Annotated in this window: 15 protein-coding genes; 12 read left to right on the top strand and 3 right to left on the bottom strand. The window is 68.6% G+C overall.

Annotated features, from left to right (window positions below; genetic code table 11):
• Nucleotides 1-35 precede the first annotated feature (35 nt).
• From VGI12_04730 to VGI12_04700, 7 genes are all read left to right on the top strand, one after another.
• Nucleotides 36-761, top strand: a complete 726-nt coding sequence (locus VGI12_04730) for a hypothetical protein (GenBank protein ID HEY2431960.1) — start codon at nucleotides 36-38, stop codon at nucleotides 759-761.
• A gap of 48 nt (nucleotides 762-809) precedes the next feature.
• Nucleotides 810-1,631 carry a TPM domain-containing protein gene (locus VGI12_04725; GenBank protein HEY2431959.1) on the top strand — a complete coding sequence of 274 codons (822 nt, stop codon included), beginning with the start codon at nucleotides 810-812 and terminating at the stop codon, nucleotides 1,629-1,631.
• A 63-nt stretch (nucleotides 1,632-1,694) separates the two neighbouring features.
• Nucleotides 1,695-2,264, top strand: a complete 570-nt coding sequence (locus VGI12_04720) for a LemA family protein (GenBank protein ID HEY2431958.1) — start codon at nucleotides 1,695-1,697, stop codon at nucleotides 2,262-2,264.
• A complete protein-coding gene (locus tag VGI12_04715; protein HEY2431957.1) occupies nucleotides 2,265-2,765 on the top strand; it encodes a DinB family protein in 501 nt (166 codons plus the stop codon).
• 66 nt (nucleotides 2,766-2,831) lie between these two features.
• A complete protein-coding gene (locus VGI12_04710) occupies nucleotides 2,832-3,818 on the top strand; it encodes an alpha/beta fold hydrolase (protein ID HEY2431956.1) in 987 nt (328 codons plus the stop codon).
• A gap of 37 nt (nucleotides 3,819-3,855) precedes the next feature.
• Entirely contained in the window at nucleotides 3,856-4,569 is a 714-nt protein-coding gene (locus tag VGI12_04705; GenBank protein ID HEY2431955.1) for a DUF72 domain-containing protein, read from the top strand.
• Nucleotides 4,570-4,573: 4 nt separating this feature from the next.
• Nucleotides 4,574-6,988 carry an ABC transporter permease gene (locus VGI12_04700; protein HEY2431954.1) on the top strand — a complete coding sequence of 805 codons (2,415 nt, stop codon included), beginning with the start codon at nucleotides 4,574-4,576 and terminating at the stop codon, nucleotides 6,986-6,988.
• Nucleotides 6,989-7,003: 15 nt separating this feature from the next.
• On the opposite strand, the gene VGI12_04695 is transcribed toward VGI12_04700, so the two are convergent.
• Nucleotides 7,004-8,461, bottom strand: coding sequence for a radical SAM protein (locus VGI12_04695; GenBank protein ID HEY2431953.1), 1,458 nt, complete (start codon nucleotides 8,459-8,461; stop codon nucleotides 7,004-7,006).
• Between the two features lie 38 nt (nucleotides 8,462-8,499).
• On the opposite strand from VGI12_04695, the gene VGI12_04690 reads away from it, so the two are divergent.
• A complete protein-coding gene (locus VGI12_04690) occupies nucleotides 8,500-9,078 on the top strand; it encodes a sugar transferase (protein HEY2431952.1) in 579 nt (192 codons plus the stop codon).
• A gap of 25 nt (nucleotides 9,079-9,103) precedes the next feature.
• Here VGI12_04690 and VGI12_04685 read toward each other — a convergent pair whose 3' ends face one another.
• Nucleotides 9,104-10,792: a tannase/feruloyl esterase family alpha/beta hydrolase gene (locus tag VGI12_04685; GenBank protein HEY2431951.1), complete on the bottom strand. Its 1,689-nt coding sequence runs from the start codon at nucleotides 10,790-10,792 to the stop codon at nucleotides 9,104-9,106.
• Between the two features lie 111 nt (nucleotides 10,793-10,903).
• Here VGI12_04685 and VGI12_04680 point away from each other — a divergent pair, with 111 nt between their 5' ends.
• From VGI12_04680 to VGI12_04670, 3 genes are read left to right on the top strand one after another with little or no spacing between them, the layout of a single operon-like run.
• On the top strand, nucleotides 10,904-11,251 hold the full coding sequence (locus tag VGI12_04680; protein HEY2431950.1) for a hypothetical protein: 348 nt from the start codon (nucleotides 10,904-10,906) through the stop codon (nucleotides 11,249-11,251).
• A 9-nt stretch (nucleotides 11,252-11,260) separates the two neighbouring features.
• Entirely contained in the window at nucleotides 11,261-11,995 is a 735-nt protein-coding gene (locus tag VGI12_04675) for a hypothetical protein (GenBank protein ID HEY2431949.1), read from the top strand.
• A 59-nt stretch (nucleotides 11,996-12,054) separates the two neighbouring features.
• Nucleotides 12,055-13,743 carry a carboxylesterase family protein gene (locus VGI12_04670; protein HEY2431948.1) on the top strand — a complete coding sequence of 563 codons (1,689 nt, stop codon included), beginning with the start codon at nucleotides 12,055-12,057 and terminating at the stop codon, nucleotides 13,741-13,743.
• A 114-nt stretch (nucleotides 13,744-13,857) separates the two neighbouring features.
• Here VGI12_04670 and VGI12_04665 read toward each other — a convergent pair whose 3' ends face one another.
• On the bottom strand, nucleotides 13,858-15,114 hold the full coding sequence (locus VGI12_04665; protein HEY2431947.1) for an alpha/beta hydrolase fold domain-containing protein: 1,257 nt from the start codon (nucleotides 15,112-15,114) through the stop codon (nucleotides 13,858-13,860).
• A gap of 184 nt (nucleotides 15,115-15,298) precedes the next feature.
• Between VGI12_04665 and VGI12_04660 the strand changes: the two genes are divergently transcribed.
• Nucleotides 15,299-16,630 carry a Gfo/Idh/MocA family oxidoreductase gene (locus VGI12_04660; protein HEY2431946.1) on the top strand — a complete coding sequence of 444 codons (1,332 nt, stop codon included), beginning with the start codon at nucleotides 15,299-15,301 and terminating at the stop codon, nucleotides 16,628-16,630.
• The last annotated feature ends 197 nt before the right edge of the window (nucleotides 16,631-16,827 follow it).

Below are 16,827 nucleotides of genomic sequence, written 5' to 3'. Positions count from 1 at the left end.
GAACAAACGATTCTGCCACGGAATACAATCCACTGATGCCCAGCTTCACCACGTCGCAGCACAGCGCGCTCGAGTCGTTCGCCCGGGATCTCGACGATGTGTTCGGCGCCCGGCTGCGCGCGCTGGTCGCGTATCCGGGATCGCACGGCGACGGCTCGGTCCACTCCTGCGCGATCGTCGACGCGCTGTCGTTCGAGGATCTGCGCAAGTGCCTGCCCTTCACGAGCCGGTGGCACCAGCGCCGCATCGCCGTCCCGCTGATGCTGTCGCAGGACGAGCTGCCGCGCACGCTCGACATCTTTCCGCTCGAGTACGCCGCGATCGCGGCCGATCACCTCGTCCTTCGCGGCGCCGATCCGTTCGCCGGGCTCGTGGTCCCGGCCGCGGATCTGCGCCGCGCGACCGAAGCCCAGGCGAAGAGCCACCTGATCCATCTGCGCGAGGCTTACCTGGAGTCGCACGGCGAGACGACGCGCGTCGCGCGCCTGATTGCCGCGTCGACCCCCTCGCTGCGGGCGCTGCTCAGCAACCTGGCGCGGCTCGTCGACGGGCCGGCCACGACGATGAACGCGACGATCAACGATGACGCGCTGGCCGGAATGGCCGAGACGCGGATGGGCGTGTCGCCCGGAGTGATCCGCGACGTGCTCGCCGCCTCCACCGAGGGTTCCTCGATGATCACGGATCCCAGCCATCTGCTCGCGCTCTATGTCGAGGCCTCCGAGCGAATCTGGAGCTTCGTCGACGGCTGGACCGCATAGTCAGGTGGGCGAGGCGCCAGGAGTCACCCGGGCCGATATAATGCGTTGATGTCGCATCCGGGCGGCGCGCGGCAGAGGCTCGCGGCCGCCGTCGCCGTCGGCGTTCTCCTCCTGGCAGGTGCGGCGCGCGCCGTCGCGCAGCCGGCGCCGCCGGCGCTCACCGACACAGTCAACGACTTCGCCCGAATCGTCGACGCGTCGAGCCGCGCCGAGCTCGATCGCCGCATCCGGGCCATGCGTCAAGCGACCGGCGACACTCTGGTCGTCGCAACCGTGCCCACGTTCAAGCCGTACGGCAGCATCGACGAGTACGCCGTCAAGATGTTCGAGAACGGCGGCCGTGGGATTGGCGACAAGGACAAAGCCAACGGCCTGCTGATCGTCGTCGCCGTCCAGGATCGCGCGCTCAGGCTCGAGGTCGGGTACGGGCTCGAGGCGATCGTTCCGGACGGCTTCGCCGGCGAGGTCCGCGACATCATCCGTCCGTACTTCAGGCAGGAGCAGTACGGCGCGGGCCTCCTGGCCGGCACGACCGCGCTCATCAACCGGATCGCCGAGAAGCGCGGGGTCACCGTCCCGGACGTGCCGGCCGATCGTCCGGTCCGGACCGGCGGCGGACGCGGCGGGTTTCCATTTGGGCTGCTCTTCTGGATCGTGATGGCGATCATCTTCCTGATCAACAACAACCGTCCGGGACGGCGCCGCTACTGGGGCGGCCCGTGGAGTGGCTGGACAGGCGGCGTCGGCGGTTTCGGTGGCGGTGGTGGCTTTGGCGGGTTTGGCGGCGGCGGGGGCGGGGGGGGCGGCGGCGGCTTCGGAGGGTTCGGTGGCGGCGGCTCGGGCGGCGGCGGCGCCTCGGGGGGCTGGTGAGCGGACGCCGAAATGTGGAAATCACGAAATGTGGAAACGTGGAGATGGGGAACGGAGACATCCATGAAGAAAGCGTTGTTCGCCGCGCGCCTCGCACTGGTCGTCTGGGTCGCGGCGACGCTGTCGGGCTGCTCGTATAACAAGTTCACGACCCAGGAAGAGGCGATCAAGGCGGCCTGGGCGGAAGTCCAGAACCAGCTCCAGCGCCGCAGCGACTTGATTCCGAATCTTGTCGAGACGGTGAAGGGATATGCGGCGCACGAGGAGGGCATCTATAAAGAGATCGCCGACGCCCGGTCGCAGCTGCTCGCCGCGAAGTCGCCGGAGGAGACGATCGAGGCCGCCAACCGCCAGACGAGCGCTCTCGGCCGGCTGCTCGCGGTGGTCGAGAACTACCCGAACCTCAAGGCGAACGAGCAGTTCAACCGGCTGATGGACGAGCTGTCGGGCACGGAGAATCGCCTCACCGTGGCGCGGATGCGCTACAACGAGCGCATCCAGGAATACAACGCGGCCACGCGCCGGTTCCCGGGCAACGTCACCGCGAAGATGTTCAGCTTCAAGCAGTATCCGTACTTCGAGGCGCCCCCGTCGGCGACGGCAGTCCCGAAGGTCGACTTCGGAAAGAAGTAGATGGCACTCAAGGACAGCATCCTTCCGGAGTTCGACCACGAGATGGGCACGACGCGGCGGATGCTCGAACGCGTGCCCGAAGCGGACCTCGCCTGGACGCCTCATCAGAAGTCGTTTCCGCTCGGACACCTGGCCGGGCATCTCGGCAACATCCCGCGCTGGGTCGAGATCACGCTCGACGGCACGTCCTTCGACGTCGCCGCCGCCGGAGACGACGCGCGCCCCAGGCCGCCGGCGTCGGTCGGCGCGCTGCTCGAGACGTTCGACGCCAACGTCCGGAAGGCGAGGGAGAAGATTGCCGAGCAGACCGACGCGTCACTGCTCGTGCCCTGGACGCTGAAGAGCGGCGGCCAGGACGTGTTCACGATGCCGCGGATCGCCGTGCTGCGCAGCTTCGTCATGAATCACATGATCCATCATCGCGGCCAGCTCTCCGTGTATCTGCGGCTGCGCGACGTGCCGCTCCCCTCTGTCTACGGACCGACCGCTGACGAGGGATAACGTCCGCTGCGCCGCTTCGACCTGCCGCCGCTCCGGCCGGCAGGATCTTCGTCATCCCGGATCGCGGTGAGCACCTCGTCCGACTTCGTCCCGCGCCGGCGGCTGGCGCACGGGCACCTGATGACCGTCTACTGCTGGGGCTCGCGGCGGCAGTTCTCGCTGCCCGCGCCGGAAGCGCGGCTGCTGCAGGTCACCGCCGACACCCAGGTACTGGCCCATTGCTACTGGCAGCCGGATCGCGCCGCGCATCCGACGATTCTGGCGCTGCACGGCCTCGAAGGCTCCAGCTCCGCCCACTACATGCTCGGCATCGCCGACAAGGCGCTCCGCGCCGGGTTCAACGCCGTGCTGCTCAATCAGCGTAATTGCGGTGGCACCGAGCATCTCGGGCCGGGCCTCTACCACTCGGGGCTCGTCGAGGACGCCGCGCTGCTCATCCGGCAGCTCGCCGATCGCGACGGCCTCAGCCGCGTGGTGGCAGCGGGCTATTCGCTCGGCGGCAACCTGGCGCTGCGGCTGGCAGGAACCCATTCCCCCGCCGAGCTGCCGACCTTGAAGGGCGTCTGCGCCATTTCGCCGGTGATCGACCTGGAAGCCTGCGTGCAGGCGCTCGAGCGGCGGTCGAACTTCGTCTATCAGTGGAATTTCGTCCGCAACCTGAAGAACCGGATGCGCCGGAAAGCCGCGCACCATCCGGGTCGCTTCGACCTGTCCCGGCTCGATGCGATCCACACCGTCCGCCAGTTCGACGCGGCCTACACGGCACCGTACTTCGGATTCGAGAGCGCCGAGGACTACTACGCGCGTGCCGCCGCGCTGCGTGTCGTCGATCGGATCCGGGTGCCGGCGCTCGTCATCGCGGCCAAGGACGACCCTTTCGTGCCGTACGACTCTTTCGGGCATCCGGCGCTGGCCGCCAACCACCACATCAGGGTCGTCGTCTCCGCGCACGGCGGGCACTGTGGATTCCTCGCCGCCGGCGACGGCGCCGACGACGACGGCTACTGGGCCGAGCGCCAGATCGTGCGCTTCGCGGCATCGGTCACCAACTGACGCACGCCGCCGCCCGGCTGCACTACCATCAGTGCTGATGCGCTACTGGATCGGCACCTCCGGCTACAACTATCCCGAATGGCGCGGCAGCTTCTATCCCGAGAAGTTCCCCGCCAACCGGATGCTCGGCTTCTACGCCGAACGCTTCACCACGGTCGAGGTGAACTACACCTTCTACCGCATGCCGACCGACAAACTTCTCGACGGCTGGGCGGCCGGCACCCCCGACGGTTTCACCTTCACGCTGAAAGCGCCGCGGCGCATCACCCACGACGCGAAGCTGCGCGACTGCGCCGAGCTCACCCAGACCTTCGTGCGCACCGCGGCGACGCTGGGCGGCAAGCTGGGTGTCCTGCTCTTCCAGCTGCCGCCGAACTTCAAGCGCAACGACGAGGTGCTCGCCGCGTTTCTGCACTCGCTGCCCGAACGCACCCGTGCGGCCTTCGAGTTCCGTCACGAATCGTGGCACGACGAAGCAGTGTTCGCGGCCCTCGCCGCCCGCAACCTGGCGCTCTGCGTGGCCGACAGCGAGAAAATGAGCACGCCGGTCGTCGCCACCGCCGACTATTCGTATTTCCGTCTGCGCGACGAAGGCTATCAGCCCGACGACATCCGCCGCTGGGGGGCGACGATCGCCGGGCTGTCCGCGGCGCGCGACGCGTTCGTCTACTTCAAGCACGAGGAACAGGGAAAAGGGCCCGAGTTCGCGCGGCTCCTGCAGTCCTCGGTGACGCCTGCCGGCCTGGAATAACCGCATGGCTTCCCTGCGCTACGCTGCCCGTGCGCTGCTCGCAACCCCCGGGTTCACCGTCGTCGCGATCGCGACGCTGGCGCTCGGCATCGCGGTCAATACCGCGATCTTCAGTGTGGTCAACGCCGTGCTGCTGCGGCCGCTGCCGTTCCGCGACGAGGCTCGCGTCGTCCGGGTGTGGACGACGAACACGCGCGGCGAACGCAGCAACCACTCGGCCGGCGACTTCCTCGATTTGAAGCGTGAGAACCGTTCGCTCGCCGCGATCGCCGGCTATCGCGGCGAGCTTGCCGCCGCCAGCGCCAAGCCTGGTGAGACCGTGCAGCTCGGCCTCGAACACGTCACCGCCGACTTCTTCGACGTGCTCGGCACGCCTCCGGCGCTGGGGCGCACGTTCACCGGCGCGGCCGACCTCAGGGGCGAGCGCCAGGTCGTCATCGGCGACGAGGCCTGGCAGAAGCTCTTCGATCGCGATGCCTCGGCAGTCGGCCGGCGCGTCCGCATCAACGGCGAGCCCTGCACCGTGGTCGCCGTCATGCCGAAGCGATTCGAATGGATCGACGGCTCGTCGCTGTGGCTGCTGGCGCAGCAGCCGGTGCCCCCGTCGCCGCTCGACGTGAAGGAGGCCGATCCGCTGACCAATCGCGACAGCCACTACTTCGAAGCGGTGGCGCATCTGGCGCCCGACGTCACGATCGCCCAGGCGCAGCAGGATCTGCACGCAATCGCGGCCACGATCCAGCGCGATCATCCCGACAACGGCGGCCGCGACGTGCGCCTGGTTCCGGTGCGAGAGGACCTGGTCGGCGACGTCCGCGACGCGTTGCTCGTCATCCAGGGGGCGGTCGGTCTGGTGCTGCTGGTCGCCTGCGCCAACGTGTCGAGCCTGTTGATCGCGCGCGGCGCCGGACGGCGGCGCGAGCTCACCATCCGCGCCGCACTCGGCGCCTCGCGGGCCAGGCTCGTCTCGCAACTGCTCGCCGAGACGGCCCTGCTCGGCCTCGGCGGCGGCCTTCTCGGACTGCTGGCCAGCCTCTGGCTCGTCCAGGCGCTCGTCCGGCTGATGCCCGACGGCGTACCGCGCGCCGCAAGCGTGAGCGTCGACGTGCCGGTGATGCTGGTGACGCTTGCCGCGGCGCTGACGACCAGTGTCCTGTTCGGCGTCGTGCCGGCGCTGCAGGCGTCGCGGGTCGACTCGGCGCAGGCGCTGAAGCAGTCCGGTGATCGCGGTTCGTCGCGAACGCGGGGACGCGCCGCGCTGGTCATCGGCGAGATCGCGCTGACGCTGGTCCTCCTCGCGGGCGCCGGCGTCCTCGGCAGGAGTTTCGTGCGTCTCCAACAGGTCGACCCGGGATTCGCCGTCGAACACGCCACGGTCGCGGACCTGATGCTGCCGCAGACGCGGTATCCGAAAGGGACCGACCAGGCACGCCTGTACCATCGGCTGATCGACGGGCTCGCGGCGCGGGGCGGCCTGCAGGCGGTGGCCGTCGGCTTCCCCGGTCCGTTCCATGGCGCCAACGCCAGCGGCTCGTTCGTGCGCGAAGGCGACGACATGCACGCCAAAGGGGAACGGCCGCGCGCCAACATCGCGGCCGTGTCGGGCGGTTACTTCGCCGCGATGGGCATCCCGCGGATTGCCGGACGGGCCTTCGACGATCGCGACCGCGCCGAAGGGCCGGACGTCGCGATCGTCAACACGACGCTGGCGGGGCGCTACTGGCCAGGCCAGGATCCGATCGGCAAGCGGATCCGCACCGACGACGACCCGAAGACGCCCTGGACGACCGTCGTCGGGCTGGTCGTCGACACGCGGCAGCTGGGACTGAAGGAAGCGCCGCCGCCGCTCCTGTACGTTCCCTACGAGCAGTTCTCGCTGCCCTTCACGACCGTCGCGGTCCGCAGCGGGCTACCGCAGGCCTCGGTCGTCGCGCTGTTGAAAGCGGAATTGGCCGCCGTCGACCCCGACCTCGCGTTTGGCGACATCAATCCGCTCGAGACAGAGGTGCGCGGCAGCCTCGCCGAAGCGCGCTTCCGGACGCTGCTGATCGGGCTGTTCGCGGCGCTGGCAGTGGCGCTGGCGGCGATCGGACTCTACGGGTTGATCAGCTACACGGTCGCGCAGCGCACACGCGAGATCGGGATCCGCGTCGCGCTTGGCGCGGCCCCCAGGCAGGTACTGCTGCCGTCGGTGACCGACGGCGTGGTGCTGGCGCTGGCAGGGATCGCGTGCGGGGTCGTCGCGGCCGTGGCGGCGGGCCGCGCGCTGTCGGCGTTCGTGTTCGGCGTCGGGACCAGTGATCCGCTGACGCTGGCGGGGGTGTCGGCGCTGCTGCTGCTCGTCGCGGCGGCGGCCAGCTACCTGCCGTCGCGGCGCGCCTTGAAAGTGGATCCGATCGTGGCGCTGCGCGCCGAGTAGCGGCGCGGCCGCCGATCACACTACGTCACTGCCCCGTTCCAGCGCCGCCGTCGGCGCCGCCACGTTGTGGACCGCCTTCGTGGTCCCTCCCGACGACACTTTCGAGAGTACTCCTTCGAGCAGCGGCGTCATCACCGACAGCTGACGCGCGCGGATCAGCAGATTCCAGCATCCCTCGAACTTCTTCCAGCCGGCGGCATACCCGAAGTGCTTGATCTGGTGTTTCAGCGTGCCGTGCGTGAACGAGGCGCGGGCGATCGCGCTCCACCGGTAGAAATCCGCGTAGGCGCGCCAGTATCCCTCTTCGAGCGCTCGCGGCGAGAGCCGCGCCGGACGGAAGACCACGTGCCGGGTGTCATAGAGGTCCCAGTCGCGCGTCACGATGCGGCCCTGCTCCGCCAGGCGGGCGTGGAGCCCGGTTCCGGGATATGGAGTCTGGATGTGGAAGGTGGCGGTGGTGAGACCGTGATCGATCGCCCAGCCCACCGTACGCGGAAAGACGTCTTCCCCGTCGTCGTCCATCCCGAAAACGAAGCTGCCGTTGATCATGATGCCGAGGTCGTGGAGGCGCCGCGCCACCGCCGAGTAGTCGCGTCCGAGATTCTGGTGCTTGCGGCTGCGGCGCAGGTTCTCAGGGGTCAGCGTTTCGAAGCCGACGAACAGGCTGCGCAGGCCCGCTTCGGCGGCGCGCTCGATGAGATCGCCCCGCAGAATCGAGTCGACCGTCGCCGCCCCCTGAAAGAGACGGTTCATGCCGCGCAGCCCGTCGAAGAGCGCGCGCGCGAAGCGCGGATCGCCCAGCAGGTGATCGTCGAGGAAATACAGGTGCCGCCCGGGCAGGCGGCCGATCTCGGCCAGCGCGGCGTCGACGCGCTGCGTGTAAAAGGAGCGTCCTCCCTCGAAGAAGGCGTCCTTGTAGCAGAAGTCGCAGTGCTGGGGGCAGCCGCGCGTCACGACAATGGAGTTCGGCACGAGATAGCGGCGGCGCTGGATCAGGTCCCGGCGCAGTGGCGGCACGTCCTCGATCGTTCGCCCGCCCGTCGATCGGTAGACGCCGCGCGGACAGCCGTCGCGCAGGTCGCGGAGGAACTGCGGAAACGTCTGCTCGCCGGGACCGAGCAGGATCGCGTCGGCGTGCTGTGCCGCTTCCTCTGGGAGGGAGGTGACGTGCAGCCCGCCGAGCGCGACGAACGCGCCGTGCGCCCGATAGTGGTCGGCGATGCGATAGGCGCGGTAGGCGTTGGTGATGTAGACCTGGATCACGACCAGGTCCGGTTCGTCGTCGAGCGCCAGCCGTTCGACGTGCTCGTCGACGATGACGGCCTCGTCGTCGGAACGCAGAAACGCGGCGAGCGTCGCCAGTCCGAGCGGCGGGAAGAGCGAGTATTTGATCGGCCGCCAGAACGGGCTGGTGGCCTCGGTCAGCGCCGGCAGAACGAACTTCACGCGAAGCGGACGATGGAATGGCGTCACGCTTTGCATTATAAAGCATTACTTGGTATCGTAAAGTAATGTTTCCGGGCAAGCGCGCCTTCGATCTCGCCGGCGCCGCGGCCGGACTGGTGTGCTTCGCGCCGGTGATGCTGATCGCGGCGGCGCTGATCCTGCTCGACGACGGCCGGCCGGTGCTGTTCCGGCAGACGCGGCTCGGACGCGGGCGGCGGGCCTTCTCGATTCTGAAGTTCCGCACGATGCGCAACGGCCGGATCACGAGGATCGGCACCTTCCTGCGCGCGACCGGCCTCGACGAGCTGCCGCAGTTCGTCAACATCCTGCGCGGAGAGTTGAGCGCGGTGGGTCCCCGTCCGATTACCGCGGAAGACGCGCTGCGCTTTGGATGGACCGGACCGTCGGCGCGGGCGCGCTGGGCCGTGCCGCCCGGCCTCACCGGGCTGGCGCAGCTCGCCGCGCGTTCGCGGCACGAGGCGCTGGTCTTCGACCGGTGCTACCGCCGCCGCCAGTGCCTGATTCTCGACTGCCGGATCGTGGCGATGTCGTTCCTGGTCAATCTGGCGGGCAAGAGCCGCGCGCGACAGCTGCTCTTCGGCCGGTCGCACCCCGGACGGGCAGAGTCTTCCAGGGAACCATGAGCCCTTCGGCAAACCGCCGCGACGTTTACCGGCCCGCCTCCATCGCGCACGTGTACGAGGCCGCGGCGGCGGCCGGGCCGCCAAGATATCTGGGGTACGACGGGAACGAACAGAGCGGCATCGTGCGGCCGCCGCCGGTCAGGGTCAACGCCATCGGCGGCACCGCCTTTCGCTCCACCCAGTCGAGCAGCACCGCGAAGCGTTCGTAGGCGGTCGGCAACGTGGCCCGAACCACCGGCTGGCCGTTGCCGTCGACGTCCGCCGTCGATGCCATCAGTCCATGGTTCGCCTGCGGTACGACGAACAGGCGGGCGAACTCATCGACCGTCTTCCGCCCCATCGTGTCGATGACGCGCTGGTAGTAATCGAGCTGGGCGCCAGGCGAGGCCAGCGTGTCGTTGGTGCCGATCGTCACGATCAGCTTGGCGCCGCGGCGCGCGAACGCGGAGAGATCGGGGTCGGTCGAATCGAGGATCGCCGACAGCTCCTCGCGCCGCCCGTTGAGCGGGCCCCCTTCGACGTAGTCGAGCGGATTGGCGGCGAGGTCGCGCATCAGGAATCCGGTGACGCCGAGCACGCCGAGATGCGTGTGCAGCGCGGCGTCTGGCGCGGCGCCCTCCTGTCCGCGGAAGCGCGTCGCGGCGATGAGGCCGCTGCCCGAGGGATCCGTGGTCGGCGTCCACATGCCGAACGACGCCACGCCGTGCGCGAGCGGCGCGGCAAAACGGTAGTGGCCGTACACGAGTTCGAGCGTCGACATCTGCCCGTCCGTCAGGCAGGCGTTCGCCGTCGCATTGGACGGATCCGGGTCGACGTTGTCCGGGCATCGCTTCGCCGACCAGGGATGGCGGTCGGGCAGGCCCTGGCTGACGTCGAAGATGGCTCTGCAGGCCGGGTAGTCGTTGATCACGCCGTCGACGAGGCCGTCAAGGCCGTCGCACTGCCGCAGGAACTCGGCCCGGATCGCCGGGACCTTGGCGCGCGTGACCCAGTTGGCGAGCGGCTTCTCGTGGATGCGAATCAGCTCGGGCGCGAGCATCAGCGACGAAAAACCGACGATCGGAACGTTGGCGATCACGCCGTCGTAGTCGGCGGGATAGCGCTGCGCCACGGTCAGCGCTTCACGGCCTCCCTGCGACGTGCCGGTGAAGTAGGAATACCGCGGCGCTTCGCCATAGACGCGGCGGACGATCGCCATCGCGACGTCGTGCGTCTTCTTCAGCTGCGCATAGCCGAGATTGCGGATCGCCTCGTCGTTGAGCGCCCACACCGGTGACTCGCGGACGGCGTGCCCGGAATCGCTGCCGTAGGTGACGAATCCGAGATCGGCGGGTGTCTTCCCATCGATCGTGTAGCCGCCGCCCCGCAGGTCCGGTATCACGCCGTTCATCCCGCCGCCCCCCTGCTGGGCGGCCCGCCCATTCCACGCGGCCGGCAGCCACACCCGAAAGCTGATCGGCCGGGCGGCGGGATCGACCGGCAGAAGCGTGCCGTCGACCTCACATCGCGCCAGTTGCCCATCGGCGGCGCCGACCCAGCGCGGTTCCGCGATCGTCACGCCGGACACCGGCTCGCCGATGACGCTGGCCGGAATCGATCCGAGCCGGGCGGCCGTGCAGTGAGCCGGAGTGATGACGATCGGCTGGCCGGCCAGGCGCGGCGGCGCCTGGGTGAGCACCGCCTGGGCGGCCATGACGGCAAGCAGACGCTTCATGCGGCGGCATTATGGATCGACGCTGCCCGCGCGTCGTGAAGCAGCGCCGCGCCCGCGGTTCGGCCCTCGGGCGACTGGAGGATCCGCTAGACTCACTCACCGGAGGAGCCTATGACTCTCGAGAGCGCGCCCGCGGTGTTCTGGGTCGGCTGCGCCGGCGGGATGCTGGCGGAGCTGCTCCACTGGTGGGGCCTGCGCGAAGCGCCCGACCTTCCCGCCTACGCCGCCAGTCCGCTCTACTGGGGGCTGACGCTCGCGATGATCGCGGCCGGCGGCGCGCTCGCGGTCGTCTACTTCGGCCACCAGGCGCAGGCCATCGCCGCGCTGCAGATCGGCGCGTCGACACCGCTCGTGATCCAGAAGCTGACCACGACGCTGACCGGCGCCGGAAGCGAACGCCGGGCGCGGCTCGGGGCGGGCGCCGTGGCGCCGGGGATCCGGTCGTTCTTCACCTGGTAGCCGATCGGGATGGCCGCTCTCGTTCCTGGGCCGCGCCGCGATGACGACATCGACGCGCTCGGCGCGCGCCTTGCCGATCTCGAGCGCGCCCTCGCCGCCGGCCGCGACGGCGCCGTCCGCGCGCAGCACCAGCTCGCCGCCTTTCGTCTGCGCTATCGACGCGACGTCGGGTTGCTGCACGAGGAACTCGAGGAGCTCGAGCGCGCCATCGCGGAGCTCGAGATCGGCGAGTTCGCGAGGCGCCTCGACGAGGAAGGAGGAGGCACCAGGACAGCCGAGGCGTCCGTGCCAGCCGCCGGCTCGACCCGCGCGCTGACGTCCGATGCCGTTCGCCGCTTGTTCCGTGACGTCGCCAAGGCCATCCATCCGGACCTCGGCGAGGATGACGCGGCGCGCGATCGACGGCACGCGCTGATGGTGGAAGCCAACCGCGCCTATGCCATGGGCGACGAAGCGAGGCTGCGCCGGATCCTGCAGGCCTGGGAGACGGCCCCCGAGGCGGTGCTGGGGGAAGACGTGGACGCCGCCCGCGAACGGCTGCTCCGCCGCATCGCGCAGGCCGAGCAGCAGCTCGCCGTCTGCGAAGGCGAACTCGCGGAGCTGCACGAGTCACCGCTGTGGAAGCTGCGGGCGATGGTCGACCAGGCCGCGGCACGCGGGAAGGACCTGATCGCCGAGCAGGTCCGCCGGCTCAAGCGGGACATCGTCGCGGCGCGTAACCGTCTCGACGCGATGCGGCTGTGACGCAGTCGCGGCGTTGAACGACCGTGTAAAATGACCCGTCTGGAAGATGGAGGAGATGCATGGCCAATGAGATGAACCGCCGGCAGATGCTGGGGACGACCACCGCGGTAATCGGCGGCGCGCTCGCCGGCGTCACCGCAGACGTGTTTGCGCAGGACAAGCCCGCCGCGAAGGGGGCGCCTTCGACCTCAGCCGGCCCGAACCTGGATCCACCGGTGGTCGAGATCAAGGGTGGAAAGCTGCGCGGCCTGCGCGAGGGCAGGACGCTGTCGTTTCTCGGCATCCAGTACGCGCAGGCCGAGCGCTTCGGGCCGCCGTTGCCGGTCAAGCCGTGGTCGGGCGTCAAGAACGCCCAGGTGTGGGGGCCCGTCTGCCCCTCGCCGGAACAGACCGCCGTCGGCGCCGACGAGCTGGTCTTCCCGCACCGTTACTACATCGCCAACGAGAACTGCCAGTATCTCAACGTCTGGACGCAGAGCCTGACCCCGGCGACGAAGAAGCCGGTGATGGTCTGGATGCACGGCGGCGGCTTCACCAACGGCTCCTCGATGGAATCGTATGCCTATGACGGGCGCTCGCTGAGCGAGTTCGGCGACGTCGTCGTCGTCAGCATGAACCACCGCCTGAACATCCTCGGCACGCTCGATCTCTCGGCATACGGGTCGCAGTACGCGAACTCGCGTCAGACCGGCATGGCCGACCTCGTGTCTGCGCTGCAGTGGGTGCGGGACAACGTCGCCACCTTCGGCGGCGATCCGGACAACGTGATGATCTTCGGGCAGTCCGGCGGCGGCGGCAAAGTGGTGCGGCTGATGCACATGCCGGAGGCGAAGGGCCTCTTCCATCGCGTGTCGGCGCAGAGCGGCGGCAACAACAACTACCGCGGCAGCGACGTCGCCGCGAGCATCAAGGCGCAGCGGACCATCGCGGCGCACGTGTTGAAGCAGCTGAACCTGACCAGCGCCGACCTCGACAAGTTGAAGACGGTGCCCTACTACACGCTGATCACGGCCGGCACGGCCGCGCTGCGTTCCGCCGCGCAGGAGCTCGGCCTCCCCAACATCGGCGGCTGGAATCCGATTGCCGACGACGAGTCCGTGACGCGCGAGTTCTGCGACTGGGCCGACAACATCCCGCTCATCGCCGGCTCGGTCTTCAGCGAATTCGCCGGCAATCTCCAGAGCGGGGACAACAAGAACGCCTGGACGCCAAGCGAGATCGACGAGCACCTGACGCGCGCCTACGGCGACAAGAGGAGCGCCATCGTCGCCGAATTCCAGAAGGCCTTCCCGCACAAGAAGGCGCAGGACGTGCTGTTCTATGCCGGGACGACGCGCCCGGGCGTGAAGAACCTGCTCGACCGCAAGGTCGAGAAGAGCAAAGTGCCCACCTACAACTACGTGTTCGCGTGGGAGTATCCGGTCAACGGCGGCATCACCGCGTTCCACTGCTCGGAGCTGGCGTTCTGCTTCCACGCACTGAGCGTGCCGCAGATCAAGACGGCGACGGGCGGCGGTCCGGCCGCGATGGCGCTGCAGGACAAGGTGTCGCAGGCCTGGATCAACTTCGCGAAGACGGGCAACCCGAACCAGCCGTCGCTGGCGTGGAAGCCGTACACGAAGGAAAGCTCGCAGGCGATGGTGTTCGACACGCAGAGCGAATCGGTGGCGCTCAACGACGCAAAATTGATCTCGCTCCTGCCGCAGCCGGCCGGCCGCGGCGGTGGCGCCGGCCGTGGCGGGCAATAGCAGGCCAACTCGGACACGCCAGTCCCGACGCCCCTCCACGAACTCGAAAAGGCCCATGCAGTTCACACTGTATGGGCCTTTATGATTCGCCGAACTCCTTCGTGCCCTTCCTGACTAATACAGAGTCGATTCGAAGAAGTCCTTCATGCGGGCCGCGTAGTAGACCCCGTACTTCGCGAAGGTTGCCTTCGTGCGGTCGTCCGGCTTCCAGTCGAAGAACGCGTGGCTGGCGCCGCCAACCTGAATGTACTCGGCGCGCTGCCCCGCTTTCACGAGCGCGTCGGTGAACTCCTTCACCATCTCGTCCTTGATCAGCGGATCGACGGTGCCGCGCGTCAGGAACTGCGGTACCGAGCGCTCGGTAGCGGGTGGGATGTGGCTGAGCGGCGCGATCGCTTCCTTCCACGCCTGGTCGTTGGTGTGGTCGGCATCGTACGGATTGAGCTGCGCCGCGCTGAAGACGCCGTAGCTCGGCGCCGCCGCCTTGATCGCCTTCGACATCTCGCCGGCCACCTGCTCGGCGCTCTTGCCTTTGGGCAGATACGACGGCATGAACTCGAACACGCCCGGCGTCTTGCCGAAGCCCTTCGAGCCGATCATGTTCGTCATCAGCGAGGCGGCCGCCGACAGGTGTCCGCCGGCGCTGTCGCCGGTCAGCCCGACGCGCGTCGGGTCGCCGCCGTACTGGGAGGCGTGCTCCATGATGTGCGCGATCCCGCCGTACACGTCGTCGATGAGATCCGCCATCGTGTTCGGAACCGCGTCGCCGTCTTCCTTGCCGGCCCAGCGATAGTCCATGCTGAACACGACGAACTTGCCGTCCCGGGTCAACTCGCGGGCCAGGCCGCGCATCACGTCCTCGTCGTTCGCCTGCCAGCCGCCGCCGTGAATGATGATGACGAGCGGCAGGTTGCGCGCGCCCGTGGGCGCATAGACGTCGTACTTGAGCGGCTTGACACCCGGTTTGGCGTAAACGACGTCGCTGGTGACGGTAATGTTCTTGACCGCCGCGGCGTCGACGAAGGACGCGCCGAGGTGTTTGTCCTGGTCCATCGTCACCTGGAACGACGGGCCCGCAGACTCGTGATACATCTGCCCGAAGCGCCCTGGAACCGAGTACCAGACCGAATCGATCGCGAAGCCGGAGTCGGCCGTCGCGGTGACGGTGACGACGGTGCCTTTCGGATACTTGCCGTCAGCCGGCAGCGACGGCGAGAGTGTGACCTTGCCGTGCACGGGTGCCACCAGCGTGGCGGCATACGGCCCGTTCGGATTCGGCGGCGGAGCCGGCGCTCCTGCTCCCCGCTGCGCGCTGGCAGGCGCGGCGGCAAGAATGAGCGCGGACAGGAGTGCAGCGGTGCGAAGTCTCATCGTGAGCGGATTCTAGCAGAGCCGCGCGAATAACGGTGGGGTCGGCCGATAACCGCACCGCGTCCGCGCACCGCGTCCGCGCCCGCGCGCACCGCGTCCGCGCCCCGCGCCCGCGCGCCCCGCGTCCGCGCGCCGGGTGGCCCGCGCCTCGCAGCTCACGTCTCGCGTGCACTAAGATTCACGCATGGAACGACGCGACTTCCTCAAGCTCGGCACCACGGCGGTTGCGGCCGGCGCTCTGGCGGCGCGCGACTCTGCCGCCGCCCAGACGCAGCCCGCCGGCACGGCCGCGTTCGCGGCGCCGCCGATCCCGACGGTCCGCATCGGTTACGTCGGCGTGGGCGGCCAGGGCTCGAGCCACGTCCGCAACCTGCTCAAGATCAAAGGGTGTCAGATCATCGCCGTGTGCGACGTTCGTTCCGACCGCACCGACTGGGCGGTCAAGGCCATCACCGAGGCGGGGTTCGCGAAGCCGGCGGTCTACGGCAAGGACCCGCGCGACTTCGAACGCCTGTGCGAGACCGAGTCGCTCGATCTCGTCTACACCGCCACGCCATGGGAATGGCACGTTCCCGTCATGCTCGCGGCGATGAAGAACGGCAAGCACGCCGCGACCGAGGTGCCGGCGGCGATGACGATCGAGGACTGCTGGGCGATCGTGGACGCGGCCGAGAAGCACCAGAAGCACTGCGTGCTGATGGAGAACTGCAACTACGACCGCATGGAGATGATGGTCTACAACATGGTCCGTCAGGGCGTGTTCGGCGAAGTGCTGCACGCGGAAGGCGGCTACCTCCACGATCTGCGCGAGATCAAGTTCGCCGACGAGGGGGAAGGGCTCTGGCGGCGGGCCTGGGACACGAAGATCAACGGCAACACTTACCCGACGCACGGACTCGGGCCGATCGCCAACTGCCTCGACATCAACCGCGGCGATCGGTTCGACTACCTCGTGTCGATGAGCGGCCCGGCACGCGGCCTTCAGAACTGGGCGTCGGATCACGTCGCGGCCGATTCCCCCAAGCGCCGTGAGCGCTACGTCGAGGGGGACGTCAACTGCAGCCTGATCAGGACCGCGAGGGGCAGGACCGTCCTCGTCGAGCACTGCACGAACCTGCCGCGTCCCTACAGCCGCATCCACATGGTGCAGGGCACGAAGGGGCTGTTCCAAGGCTATCCGAGCCGCCTCTACGTCGAAGGGCGTGGCAAGGACGACCAGTGGGTCGAGGCCGAGACGATGCTCGCGGAGTTCGAACACCCGATCTGGAAGGAGATCGCCGCCGCGGCTGAAGGCGCCGGGCACGGCGGCATGGATTTCATCGAAGACTACCGCCTGATCAAGTGCCTGCGCGAAGGACAGCCGACCGACATGAACGTATACGACGCCGCCTCGCTGAGCGCCGTCGTGCACCTCAGCGTGCAGTCGGTCGCCAGGAAATCATCCGCCATCGACTTCCCGGACTTTACACGCGGCCGCTGGAAGACGTCGCCGCCGCTTCCGATCGTCCACATCTGATCTCATTCGATCTCATCCGAGGGGCTTCGTCCCTCGGACTCCCCTACACCCTCGATCGCTCGCCGCTTCGCCGGCTCGCTCCGCTCCGGCTCGCTCCGCTCCGGCGCCTCGCTCGCGGCGCTCGCTCGGATCGTATTTTCGCGGCTGCGTGGGCTGATAGCGAGATACCTTCCGGTGCCTCGCTCGCTCGGATCGTA

This window comes from Vicinamibacterales bacterium (genome assembly GCA_036496585.1).
Classification (GTDB): Bacteria; Acidobacteriota; Vicinamibacteria; order Vicinamibacterales; family 2-12-FULL-66-21; genus JAICSD01.
The sequence above is the reverse complement of the archived record's forward strand: the minus strand, read 5'-3'. Positions and strand labels throughout refer to the sequence as shown.

Coding starts and splice junctions, on each gene's coding strand:
- VGI12_04730 (HEY2431960.1), top strand. CDS start 36: ATGCCCAGCTTCACCACGTCGCAGCACAGCGCGCTCGAGTCGTTCGCC.
- VGI12_04725 (HEY2431959.1), top strand. CDS start 810: ATGTCGCATCCGGGCGGCGCGCGGCAGAGGCTCGCGGCCGCCGTCGCC.
- VGI12_04720 (HEY2431958.1), top strand. CDS start 1,695: ATGAAGAAAGCGTTGTTCGCCGCGCGCCTCGCACTGGTCGTCTGGGTC.
- VGI12_04715 (HEY2431957.1), top strand. CDS start 2,265: ATGGCACTCAAGGACAGCATCCTTCCGGAGTTCGACCACGAGATGGGC.
- VGI12_04705 (HEY2431955.1), top strand. CDS start 3,856: ATGCGCTACTGGATCGGCACCTCCGGCTACAACTATCCCGAATGGCGC.
- VGI12_04700 (HEY2431954.1), top strand. CDS start 4,574: ATGGCTTCCCTGCGCTACGCTGCCCGTGCGCTGCTCGCAACCCCCGGG.
- VGI12_04690 (HEY2431952.1), top strand. CDS start 8,500: ATGTTTCCGGGCAAGCGCGCCTTCGATCTCGCCGGCGCCGCGGCCGGA.
- VGI12_04685 (HEY2431951.1), bottom strand. CDS start 10,792: ATGAAGCGTCTGCTTGCCGTCATGGCCGCCCAGGCGGTGCTCACCCAG.
- VGI12_04680 (HEY2431950.1), top strand. CDS start 10,904: ATGACTCTCGAGAGCGCGCCCGCGGTGTTCTGGGTCGGCTGCGCCGGC.
- VGI12_04675 (HEY2431949.1), top strand. CDS start 11,261: ATGGCCGCTCTCGTTCCTGGGCCGCGCCGCGATGACGACATCGACGCG.
- VGI12_04670 (HEY2431948.1), top strand. CDS start 12,055: ATGGCCAATGAGATGAACCGCCGGCAGATGCTGGGGACGACCACCGCG.
- VGI12_04665 (HEY2431947.1), bottom strand. CDS start 15,114: ATGAGACTTCGCACCGCTGCACTCCTGTCCGCGCTCATTCTTGCCGCC.
- VGI12_04660 (HEY2431946.1), top strand. CDS start 15,299: ATGGAACGACGCGACTTCCTCAAGCTCGGCACCACGGCGGTTGCGGCC.